General features: G+C 37.5%; 12 protein-coding genes and 1 pseudogene. 11 read left to right on the top strand and 2 right to left on the bottom strand.

From position 1 onward, the window contains the following. The first annotated feature begins 19 nt into the window (after positions 1-19). Together pulA and RTP99_RS15760 are read left to right on the top strand one after the other, a co-directional pair. The gene (gene pulA / locus RTP99_RS15765; RefSeq protein WP_000921719.1) at positions 20-2,161 is read left to right on the top strand and encodes a type I pullulanase; all 2,142 of its coding nucleotides are present in this window, start codon (positions 20-22) and stop codon (positions 2,159-2,161) included. A gap of 229 nt (positions 2,162-2,390) precedes the next feature. Then, positions 2,391-3,188 (top strand): phosphotransferase family protein, encoded by a 798-nt coding sequence (locus RTP99_RS15760; RefSeq protein WP_001055736.1) that lies wholly within the window; start codon positions 2,391-2,393, stop codon positions 3,186-3,188. A 3-nt stretch (positions 3,189-3,191) separates the two neighbouring features. Here the strand turns inward: RTP99_RS15760 and RTP99_RS15755 are convergent, their stop codons facing one another. After that, positions 3,192-3,470, bottom strand: a complete 279-nt coding sequence (locus RTP99_RS15755; RefSeq protein ID WP_001122234.1) for a YtzH-like family protein — start codon at positions 3,468-3,470, stop codon at positions 3,192-3,194. 233 nt (positions 3,471-3,703) lie between these two features. Between RTP99_RS15755 and trmB the strand changes: the two genes are divergently transcribed. Both trmB and RTP99_RS15745 read left to right on the top strand, forming a co-directional pair. Next, on the top strand, positions 3,704-4,357 hold the full coding sequence (trmB, locus tag RTP99_RS15750) for a tRNA (guanosine(46)-N7)-methyltransferase TrmB (protein ID WP_001239380.1): 654 nt from the start codon (positions 3,704-3,706) through the stop codon (positions 4,355-4,357). 69 nt (positions 4,358-4,426) lie between these two features. Beyond that, a complete protein-coding gene (locus RTP99_RS15745; protein ID WP_000436884.1) occupies positions 4,427-5,281 on the top strand; it encodes a YtnP family quorum-quenching lactonase in 855 nt (284 codons plus the stop codon). Between the two features lie 237 nt (positions 5,282-5,518). On the opposite strand, the gene RTP99_RS15740 is transcribed toward RTP99_RS15745, so the two are convergent. Next, a complete protein-coding gene (locus RTP99_RS15740) occupies positions 5,519-5,830 on the bottom strand; it encodes a PepSY domain-containing protein (RefSeq protein ID WP_000118543.1) in 312 nt (103 codons plus the stop codon). Between the two features lie 148 nt (positions 5,831-5,978). Between RTP99_RS15740 and RTP99_RS15735 the strand changes: the two genes are divergently transcribed. The 7 genes and pseudogenes from RTP99_RS15735 to RTP99_RS15705 all read left to right on the top strand — a co-directional run. Further along, positions 5,979-7,052, top strand: a complete 1,074-nt coding sequence (locus RTP99_RS15735; RefSeq protein WP_001031510.1) for a M42 family metallopeptidase — start codon at positions 5,979-5,981, stop codon at positions 7,050-7,052. 279 nt (positions 7,053-7,331) lie between these two features. Beyond that, complete coding sequence (locus RTP99_RS15730) at positions 7,332-7,841, top strand: DUF84 family protein (RefSeq protein WP_000869960.1); 510 nt, start codon at positions 7,332-7,334, stop codon at positions 7,839-7,841. A gap of 83 nt (positions 7,842-7,924) precedes the next feature. Next, positions 7,925-8,239 (top strand): thioredoxin family protein, encoded by a 315-nt coding sequence (locus RTP99_RS15725; RefSeq protein WP_000838188.1) that lies wholly within the window; start codon positions 7,925-7,927, stop codon positions 8,237-8,239. Positions 8,240-8,317: 78 nt separating this feature from the next. Then, complete coding sequence (locus RTP99_RS15720; RefSeq protein WP_000784612.1) at positions 8,318-9,130, top strand: DUF1444 domain-containing protein; 813 nt, start codon at positions 8,318-8,320, stop codon at positions 9,128-9,130. Then, positions 9,127-9,741 carry a YtpR family tRNA-binding protein gene (gene ytpR, locus RTP99_RS15715; protein WP_001006757.1) on the top strand — a complete coding sequence of 205 codons (615 nt, stop codon included), beginning with the start codon at positions 9,127-9,129 and terminating at the stop codon, positions 9,739-9,741. The genes RTP99_RS15720 and ytpR overlap by 4 nt, the downstream gene beginning before the upstream one ends. Before the next feature lie 195 nt (positions 9,742-9,936). Next, positions 9,937-10,281 (top strand): hypothetical protein, encoded by a 345-nt coding sequence (locus tag RTP99_RS15710; RefSeq protein WP_000813328.1) that lies wholly within the window; start codon positions 9,937-9,939, stop codon positions 10,279-10,281. Between the two features lie 221 nt (positions 10,282-10,502). Then, positions 10,503-11,751, top strand: a pseudogene (locus RTP99_RS15705) (DNA translocase FtsK); the annotation flags it as partial.

The raw sequence follows: 11,751 nt of genomic DNA, 5'->3' as shown, positions 1-11,751 counted from the left end.
GAATGATGGTGATTTTTTTATGTTGAAAGTAAAACGTCCATTTGATGCCTATTTAGATGAAATGAATAAAATTACAATTTTGCTCCCACATGCGTATGGAACAAGTCGGACATTTCGTTTGCAAGAAGGAAGTAACGTGAAAGATTTACCGATTGCTCATACAATTGCGCTTCCGGATGCAACGAAGTATGAGTGCTTTATAGAAGAGCCGCTAGATGTGGGGAAGTATTATACAGTACGAGATGAACGGAATGAAGAAACAGATTTACAAATAGGTGCTGTCATAAGAACAGCGATTTTCGATGAAAAGTATTATTACGAAGGTACAGATTTAGGGGCAGTACACCAAAAGGAAGCAACTACATTTAAAGTATGGGCTCCAACTGCGAGGCTTGCGAAAGTAAGAATTTATAAAAGTGATAAAGAATATACAGATTACGAAATGTACAGAGAAGAAAATGGAGTTTGGGCTCATACATTGCACGGCGATTTAGCCGGGGAAAAGTATACATTTCTTGTTTGTATAAATTTAATATGGAACGAAGCTGTGGATCCTTATGCAAAATCAGTGACTGTAAATGGGAAGTACGGCGTTGTTATTGATTTGGAAAAGACGAATGTAACGAAGCGAGGGCAATTACCGCCATTACAAGCAATGACAGATGCCATATTGTATGAACTGCATATTCGTGATGCTACTATTCATCCGGGCAGTGGAGTGAGTAAAAAAGGAACATATAAGGGACTAATGGAAGAAGGAACAACAGGGCGAAATGGGACGCTAACAGGTTTGTCTCATATAAAAGATTTAGGTGTTACACATGTTGAACTATTACCTTTATACTGTTTCGGTGGTGTAGATGAGGCAAACCCTTCTTCTGCCTATAATTGGGGGTACAATCCATTATATTACAATGCGCCAACAGGATATTATGCTACAAATCCCTCTGACCCGTATAACAGGATCGTAGAGTGTAAACAGCTGATTGAAACATTTCATGAGCACGGTATTAGAGTGATTATAGATGTTGTATATAATCATGTGTATGAAAGAGAGCTCTCATCATTTGAAAAGCTTGTCCCAGGATATTATTTTCGTCATGGTGAAAATGGTATGCCTTCTAATGGGACGGGAGTCGGAAATGACATAGCATCTGAACGGAAAATGATGAGGAAATTCATTGTAGAGTCTATTTTATATTGGCTTACAGAGTACAATGTTGATGGATTCCGGTTCGACTTAATGGGAATTTTAGATGTTGATACAATAAATATAATAGAAAAAGAAGTGCGAAACATAAAGCGAGATGCACTGCTATTAGGAGAAGGATGGGATCTACAAACACCACTTCCTCTAGAGGAAAAAGCAACGTTAAATAACGCAAAGAAAATGCCGCATATTGCGCAATTTAATGATCAATTTCGTGATGGGATAAAAGGGAGTACCTTTCATATAAATAAACGTGGTTTTGCATTTGGTGGGTATGTAGACTGTAATCATTTGCAGTATATTGCATCAGGAAGCCTTTTGAGTATGAAAGAAACAGGTTTGTTTCTAGAGCCTGTGCAAAGCATTAACTATGTAGAATGTCATGACAATATGACGATGTGGGATAAACTAATGCGCAGTAATGAAGAGTCGGAAGAGATTTTGAAAAAACGTCATCTGCTAGCAACTGCAATGGTGATTCTGTCGCAAGGCATCCCTTTCTTACATGCTGGGCAAGAGTTTTATCGTACGAAGCAAGGAAATGAAAATAGTTATAATGCAAATGATGAAATTAATCAATTAGATTGGGATCGAAAAGAGAAAGAGATAGAGACCGTTAACTATATAAAAGGTTTAATTGCGATTCGTAAAGAGCACGGAGCATTCCGGTTACAAAATGCAGACCTTATAAAAAAGCACATGACTTTTTTGCAAACATCTCCAGAAGTACTTGCATATCATTTAGAGCATGTAGAGTCGTTTGGACCGTGGAAAGAAATTGTCGTTTTATTTAATAGCAGTTTAGAAGCGAAAACGGTGCAACTTCCGAAAGAAGAAACGTGGCATGTGTTAGTAAACGAAAAGCAAGCTAAAATAGAGCCAATTTCTTCATTTAGAGGAAAGGAACTTAGGCTCGCTCCGATTAGCACGTATATATTGACGATAATGTGACAAATCGCTACTTGACGATGAGAATGTAATAAATGTAGAATTGACAAAGGTGACGATTTTGATAAGTTGTCATTCTATGGCTGGTTTTGTAAAATAAAATAGAGAGTTTTTGGCTTATGCCAAGTTTTCTTTTCATTTACAGTAAAATATATATGAATCCACAACATGTGTAGAAATGTTGCGGTTTTTCTTTTCATAACTATAAAAGATAAGGATTTGTTAACGGGTAATGAATATGGAATGGTTGGAACAATTATTAGGAAAAGAGTGGAGTCTTGTACCGGCTGGTGGAGTAACGGGCGATGCATATATTGCGCAAAACGGACAACAGAAGTTATTTTTAAAGCGGAATACATCGCCCTTTTTAGCGGTATTGTCAGCAGAAGGAATTGTTCCAAAATTACTTTGGACAAGAAGGGTAACGAACGGTGATGTAATTTCTGCTCAAAAATGGCTTCCGGGACAGAAGCTAGAGCCAGAGGATATGAAACTAGAACGTGTTGCGAAACTTTTGAAAAAAATACACTCCTCTAAAGCACTCGTGCAGATGATTCAAAGACTTGGGAAGCAGCCGCTTCACGCACAAGAGTTATTACAACAGCTGCAACTCGTTTTAAGAGGAGATATAAGGGATGAGGAAACAATTCAGCAAGGTCTTCAATATTTAATGGATTCATTAAAGGATATTGAATACAATGAATTCGTTGTATGCCATTGTGATGTAAACCATAACAATTGGCTATTGTCGGATGAAGATGAGTTGTTTTTAATTGATTGGGATGGAGCTGTAATTGCTGACCCAGCTCTAGACCTCGGTATGTTATTATATTGGTACATTCCGCGCCAAGAATGGAGTGAGTGGCTCGGTTACTATGATATTGAAATGGATGAATCGCTGCTTAAACGTATGAGATGGTATGTGATAGCACAAACGATTTTGTCTATTCAATGGCATACAACAAAAAAGCAGCAAGCAGAAGCTGAATATTGGCATCAATATTTACAGCAACTACTTGCTTCAGAGTAATACTTAAGAAAAATTGTCCATTCCAGCAATCCACTGAGTAAGTTGTTCTTGATTATTGGAAATGTGGTTGTCCAAATTAGAGGAAGATTTACCCGATTGACTATAAGAATATACATCGTTTAGCATTGCCTTAGCGTCACTACTTATATTATCGTTTGCGAGTAACGATTGAATGAGACGCTCTAATTGCTCGCATTCAGAAACTGTCCCGCAACAATCACTTTGGTGATTGACTAAAATATCTTTCAGCACTTCTAATTGATGTTGTTGATTAATTGGCATGAACGGATCATCCTTTCGATTGTTTTTCTCTTCTTAGAAAAGTAAGAGAAAAAGCTGTTTCGTCATGGAATGTTTAATGCTGTATGTAGTTTTTATCAAAATGGTACATCTTATACTTGAAAGAAACGGACCGAGTGCTCGTACGTACTTGGTTTTTTGTTTGGTAGATTGATTAAAAACAGAAAGAAGGAATTATTCCTTTAAAATAGCTATGTAAAGAGAGGGAAACATCTATGCGTTTAAGACATAAACCATATGCAATGGATCGAATTAATGAGTATTCACATATCGTAATCGGAAATCCAGAGGAGCGCGCTGGTAACTGGAAAGAAGTATTTGGAAATGAGCAACCCATTCACATCGAAGTAGGTACAGGTCGTGGCCGCTTTATGTATGATATGGCAAAAGCCAATCCTCATATTAATTATATTGGAATTGAAAAATTCACAAGTGTTGTTGTAGACGCACTTGATAAATTAATTGAAGAAGAATTACCGAACTTAAAGTTAATTAATAAAGATGCTGAAGATTTAACAGTTTTCTTTGCAAAAGGTGAGATTGATCGCGTTTATTTAAACTTCTCAGATCCATGGCCAAAGAAACGTCATACGAAGCGTCGTTTAACGTACAAAACGTTTTTACGCAATTATGAAGAAGTGTTAGTAGAAGGCGGGGAAATTCATTTCAAAACAGATAACCAAGGTTTATTTGAATATTCTCTTATGAGTATGGCGGAGTATGGTATGTTACTAACTTACTTAAGTTTAGATCTTCATAACAGCGACTTTGAAGGTAACATTATGACTGAGTACGAAGAGAAATTCTCTAGTAAAGGTCATCGTATTTACCGAGTAGAAGCAAAATATCGTACAGAGCCTATGCAGTAATGCATAGGTTTTTTGTATCTAAAATAATCAGAATTTTATGTTAGTATTAAAAGAAAAGGGGGATGAAAAATGGAACAGTTACAAGTTGGAGATATAAAAGTGACGTGGCTAAAAGGTGGGAACACACATTTAGACGGAGGAGCAATGTTTGGCGTTGTGCCGAAAGTACTTTGGTCACGTAAATATAAACATAATGATACAAATCATATTTATTTACGAACAGATCCGTTACTTTTACAAACGAAAGATGGCAACATGCTCATTGATTCCGGAATAGGAAACAGTAAATTGAGTGAGAAAATGAAGCGAAACCAAGGTGTAACAGAAGAATCATCGGTTTATGAGTCATTAGAAAAACTAGGATTAAAGCCTGAGGATATCCACTGCGTTTTAATGACGCATCTTCATTTTGATCATGCATCCGGCTTAACAAAATGGGAAGGGGATCACCTTGTGCCAGCTTTTCCGAATGCGAAAGTTTACGTAAGCGAAACAGAGTGGAATGAAATGAGGAATCCAAATATTAGATCCCGTAATACATATTGGAAGGAAAATTGGGAGCCGATTGTAGACCAAGTTATTACGTTTCAGCAAGAAATAGAAATTACAGATGAAATAAAAATGGCACATACAGGCGGTCATAGTGATGGACATGCAGTTATCGCTTTAGAAAGCAAAGGAGAAACAATGCTGCATTTAGCAGACTTATTGCCGACGCACGCCCATCAAAATGTATTATGGGTAATGGCTTATGATGATTATCCGATGACATCCATTGAAAATAAGCAAAAGTGGATGAAGTATGGCGCTGAAAACGATGCTTGGTTCACTTTTTATCATGACGCGTATTATCGCGCAGTAAAGTGGAATGAGGAAGGTCATATCGTAGAAAAAATAGAACGGAAAACGGGTATAGAAGCATAAAAATGGGAGGGTGTTCCAGCAGTCTGTTGGAGCAGTCTCCTTTTTGTTGTCGTTTTTTTGTTGGTAAGTCGATATATTTGAAAAATCGCTGATATAATTTGAGTTACGGTCGATATATTTGAAAAATCGCTGATATATTTGGAGTTGCAGTCGATATATTCGAAAAATCGCCGATATAATTTCAATTACTATCCACGATTAAAAAATAAGAGGTTCACCTAATGGGAACCCTCCTGTTTATGCTGCTATAACCTCTAAAACAGTACCTGTTTTAGCATCAACTAAAAATTCAAATCGTTCTTGTATATCATTTAACATCGTTGTAAGACCGCCGCGATACACTTCATACGCGACATCATATTTTTCAAATGTCTCTGGAACCATATGTACCCAAGAGCCAGTAATTTCACCTTTATGACTTAATGCTTGTTTTACCATTTTCAATGCTTTTTCTGAAGAAATATGGGATTGTTCTTGTACTTTGTTTGCAACAAGATAACCAGCTGCGAAACCAACGCCAAGACCTGCTACTAAACCTTTCCAGCTCATATATTCACCTCAATTCTATAAAATAAAAATAGTGTACCGATAATAATTATAAAGCAAATACAGCTAAAAAAGAAGAAACTAGAAACATTTCGAAAATTTCGTTACAATAAAAGAGGTATTCTACTAAGGTTTGAAAGAAGGGGACTTCGTGAATAAAGAGACATTACAATTATTTCGTACGTTAACAGAATTACAAGGTGCATCAGGTTTCGAACATGATGTACGCCGTTTTATGAAGCAAGAATTAAGCAAATATGCAGATGAAATTGTACAAGACGGTTTAGGTAGCGTATTTGGTCTGAAAAAAGGGGATGAAACTGGCCCGCGTGTTCTTGTAGCAGGTCATATGGATGAAGTAGGTTTCATGGTTACGCAAATTACGAAAAACGGAATGCTTCGTTTTCAACCTTTAGGCGGCTGGTGGAGCCAAGTACTATTAGCTCAGCGCGTTCAAGTTATGACGAAGAATGGCCCTGTTATTGGGGTTGTTGGTTCTATTCCTCCTCATTTATTAAGTGACGCGCAACGTGCAAAACCGATGGATATAAAAAATATGTTAATTGATATAGGCGCAGATAGCTATGAAGATGCGATTGAGATTGGTGTAAAACCAGGACAACAAATCGTGCCAATCTGCCCGTTTACGCCGATGGCAAACGAAAAGAAAATTATGGCGAAAGCTTGGGACAACCGTTACGGATGTGGCCTTGCAATCGAATTATTAAAAGAATTAAAAGACGAAACATTACCAAACACATTATACTCTGGTGCGACTGTACAAGAAGAAGTTGGTCTTCGCGGTGCACAAACTGCTGCAAATATGATTCAACCAGACATTTTCTATGCGCTTGATGCAAGCCCAGCTAACGATGCATCTGGTGACAAAACACAGTTCGGTCAATTAGGAAAAGGTGCTCTTCTTCGTATTTATGACCGTACGATGGTAACGCATAGAGGAATGCGCGAATTCATTTTAGATACAGCAGAAACACATAACATTCCGTACCAATACTTTATTTCGCAAGGTGGTACAGATGCGGGCCGTGTACATACAAGTAACTCAGGTATCCCATCAGCAGTAATTGGTGTTTGCGCACGTTACATTCATACACATGCTTCTATTTTACATGTGGATGATTATGCGGCAGCAAAAGAGCTAATTACGAAGCTTGTAAGAGCAACGGATAAAACGACGTTAGAGACAATTAAGAATAACGCGTAGAGAAGAAGGGCGAAAAACCCTTCTTTTTTTAGGTTGAATAGATGCTCGAGCGATGTATGGTAGCGGTTAGTGCTTAATTGATTCTTGCACGGGGGATTAAAACCTCGGGTAGGAAGTGAGAGTAAGGTTGCTTTTTGGTTCGAGGTCCGCAATGTTGTGAGAAAAACTCTTCTTTTTTAGAGTGAAGAGACAAACAAGCGATGTGTGGTGGCCGTGCATCCGTGTATAAAGAACAATTTGATTAAGGGAAAATGATAAATTTTTATAGAGGTGAATGAAATGAAAGTAGTAGTTGGTTCTAAGAATAAAACGAAGGTTGGAGCTGTGGAGAAGGTTTGGAAAGGTGCTACAATTACATCTCTTTCTGTTCCTTCAGGGGTAGCAAACCAGCCATTTTCAGATGAAGAGACGATGCAAGGAGCGATCAATAGAGCGAAGCGAGCACTAGAGGAAGGGGAAGCTCAAATTGGCATTGGACTAGAAGGCGGCGTAATGAAAACAGAGCACGGTTTATTTATGTGTAATTGGGGCGCGCTAGCAACAAGTGATGGTAAAACATTCGTTGCCGGCGGGGCACGTATTACGTTACCAGATGATTTTTTAGCACCTCTTGAAGGTGGTAAGGAGTTAAGTGAAGTGATGGAAGAGTTTGTACAGAGAAAAGATATTCGTAGTCATGAAGGGGCTATCGGTATTTTTACGGATGATTATGTGGACCGTACGGAATTATTTGTACACGTTGTTAAGTTACTTGTTGGGCAATATAAGTATGATGAAAAGCAAGCATAAACCTTGCACCGTGCGCGATGTATGGTAGTATAAAAGAAAGATTATAACATGAAAAAATGCACTCGTTAGAGGAGGAAATATAGATGAAATCATTAGAAAGCATGGAGCAATTCCAAGAGTTAAAAAATGAAGAGAATGTAATCTTTATGTTCTCAGCAGAATGGTGTCCAGACTGCCGCTTCGTAGATCCATTTATGCCAGAAGTAGAAGAGAAATATAGTGATTTCTCATTTTACTATGTAGATCGTGATGAGTTTATTGATCTATGCGTAAAATTAGACGTATTTGGCATTCCGAGCTTTGTAGCGTACAATAAAGGTGAAGAAACAGGTCGCTATGTAAACAAAGATCGTAAAACACAAGAACAAATCGAAGAGTTCATTGAAGGTTTAAAATAAGGCAATTTGCCAATTGAATTGTAAAACAACCTCTACCTTCGCGGGGGAGGTTATTTTTTTGGAAGGGAGGAAAAAGAGATGAAGATGACAAGTAAAAAGATGAAAGACGAGTTAATGAAGAGATTATCTCGTCCGGAATGGGACTTTCAGTATGATAGTGAGAAAGAAGTTCTACGTATAGAACAGAAAGACTCAAAAAAAGGTATTAACGTATCGCTTCCAGGAGTTGTAGCAAAATGGGAAGTGAATAAAGAAAAGGCGATTGAAGAGGTTGCCTATTACGTACAAGAAGCGTTAATTGCGATGCATAAGGAAGAAAATAACGCGGCGAAAATTTTACCTGTTATTCGCTCTACTTCTTTCCCGAAACAAGCAGAAGAAGGAAATCCGTTCATTATGACGGATCATACGGCGGAAACACGTATTTACTATGCGCTAGATTCGAATAAAACATATCGTCTCATTGACGAGCGTTTATTACAAAAATTAGGGCTTACAGAGCAACAAGTACGTGAAATGGCATTATTCAACGCTCGCTCATTAGGTTATGAATTTAAACAAGACACAGTAGCAGGTAATACATTCTACTTTTTAAACACAAATGACGGGTATGATGCGACTCGTATTTTAAACGAATCGTTACTACAATCGATGCGCGAAAAGATTTCTGGCGACATGGTTGTTGCTGTTCCTCACCAAGATGTATTAATTATTGCTGATATCGTCAACGAAATCGGTTATGATATTATTGCACAAATGACAATGAAATTTTTTGCCGAAGGGCATGTTCCGATTACATCACTTTCATTCGTATATGAAGATGGGGACTTTGAACCAATCTTTATTTTAGCGAAGAATCGGAAGAAGACAGATGGAAAAGAGAAAGGATGAACGAAGTGAACGTTTTTTACAACCTTGAAGGAATTGGTGACACTCTAATTGTTGCCTTACAAGATATTACTTTAGAGAACCGTACTTTTGATCGCAAAGGAGATGTTGCACGCGTATACGATCGTGAAAGCAACGAAACAGCAGGATTCAACATCTTTCATGCATCTTCTTACTTAGAAGTAAAAGAAACAGGTAACCTTACATTAACGAAAGAGCTTGTAGAAAAAATCAACGAAATTTTAGCGAAGAACGGCTTTGAAGAAACAGTAGAAGCAGATCTTTCTCCAAAATTTGTTGTAGGCTATGTAGCTGAAAAAGAAAAGCATCCAAATGCTGATAAGTTAAACATCTGTAAAGTAGAAATCGGTACAGAAACATTACAAATCGTATGTGGCGCACCAAACGTTGATGCAGGACAAAAAGTTGTCGTTGCAAAAATCGGCGCTGTAATGCCAAGCGGTATGTTAATCAAGCCAGCTGAGCTTCGCGGAGTTCCTTCTGCTGGAATGATTTGTTCAGCACGTGAATTAGAGCTTCCAGATGCTCCACAAGAAAAAGGTATTCTTGTATTAGAAGATAGCTTTGAAGTTGGACAAGAGTTTAAATTTTAATTGGTATAAGAAAAGAGAGGTTGTCCTTTTGGGCAGCCTCTCTTTTCTATTGAATCTTTGATATATTGTGAGTTGTGATAGATATATGTAGAAAATCGTTCATATTCATAAGGATGTCACCTTTTTTCTTAAAATCTATATTGTGTTTTATAAACAAAATAGTTAAAATTTAGAAAAATAGAAGGGGATAGACGCATGAAACAACAACCAAAAATCGCAGAACTTCTGAAACGAATTGAAACTTCAAAACAGCAAGATATCGAGTTAGGTTCTTATGAAATCTATTTGTTTAGTGAAAATGAATTAGAAAAAGGACAAATCGGTTATCGATATGATAAACATAAAAATTCATTAATTAGTGAAGAAAACGGAAAGTGGCAAGAAGGATGGATTACAATTGGATATGAAACGGATATGGGCGATCCAGTTTTCGTAAATATAGATGATGACGCTTATCCGGTTTATACTGCAGAACGTGGTACAGAAAAATGGCAGCCAGTTTATATTGGAAATATGGATGAGATTATAAAACAATTATAAAAAACTTTGAGACCGGTGCAAAGTGTAACGGATAGTGTAGATGAATATCGGAAGAGTAAAGCTTAAACGCAGTCTTACATGTAAGACTGCGTTTTTCTATATGAAAACACTCGTAAATTAGAATATTATGGATAAATATGACATGCTTAATTTTACCTGCACTTTTTGCCGAATGCTGATACAATAAAGGATGTTACTATTTAGTAGAAAGAGTGGTAAGCATGTTAGATTGGATGAAAAAGCTGTTTAACAAAGAGGAAGAACAAACAGCGATGAATAAAGAAGTACAAAAGCAAGTTGAAAGTCAGCCGAAAATTCCTCGTGTAAACCACTACACCGAAGCAAGAGAAGCACAAATGGCAAGTAGGAATGCAGGTAAATGCCGTTTTCCATTAGTACCGGATAATGGGTTCGATGAAGAGGATGTTATAGAAACAGGGCGTTTTGAAGAACAACCTGTTCAAGCTGTAACGTATGAAAATCAGCCTATTCAAAGAGGAATCAAAGTGGAAAGAAGCAGACGACAGCATGTGGAGAAAGTAGTTTCTACATATGAAGAGCCGGAAATACAATATGAACCGGAGCGAGAGCCTGTCGTAAAGAAAGCATCTACACCAGCGCAAGAAAGTAACCGTAGACCATTTCGTCCAACAGAAATGATTTCGCCAATTTACGGATATAATCGTCCTTCAGTAGAGAAAAAGGAAGAAAAGCAGGAGGAAGTAAAGGAAAGAGAAGACCTTGAAATATCTGTAGAGGGCAAATCAGTCGTTGATGCATGGCTAGAGAAAAAAGGATATACATTATCTCATTTCTCAGAAGGGCAAGCACCGACTTCTTCCAGTCATGAAAGAGTTGATGAGCAAGATCAACAGAGTAAAAAGGAAGAAAAGTCAGTTGTCGATCAATGGCTAGAGAAAAACGGTTATGAAATCGAACGCCAAGAGCCTATAGTAGAAGAAAAAGAAGTGGCTCAAGAAATGAGTGCACCGCAGGAAGTTCCAGCGGCTGAATTACTTCATGAAACAATTGCTGAGCGTATGGAAGATGCGAAGCAAGAAAAAGATGTAGTGGTAGAAAATGTTCTACAAACAGAATCATTAGCTTCTAAAGTAGAGCACGAGGATACAATATTATCAGAAGAAATGAAACGTAATACAGAAATAGAACAACCTACTATTGAAGTAGAAAAGCAAGCTCCAGAAGAATCAGTGATTGTCAAAGCAGAAGAAAAGCTTGAAGAAACAATCATTGTGGAAATACCAGAAGAATTTGAAGAGGTAGACGTAATTACAGAAACAGAAGAATCAGAAGAAGTGGAAGTAATTGCGGAAGCAGAAGAATCAGAAGAAGTGGAAGTAATTGCAGAAACAGAAGAATCAGAAGAAATGGAAGTAATTGCAGAAACAGAAGAGTCAGAAGAAGTGGAAGTAATTGCAGAAACAGAAGAGTCAGAAGAAGTGGAAGTAA

Source organism: Bacillus sp. (in: firmicutes), from assembly GCF_031983925.1.
Taxonomy (GTDB): Bacteria; Bacillota; Bacilli; order Bacillales; family Bacillaceae_G; genus Bacillus_A; species Bacillus_A pacificus.
This window is presented reverse-complemented; position numbering and strand designations above follow the sequence as displayed.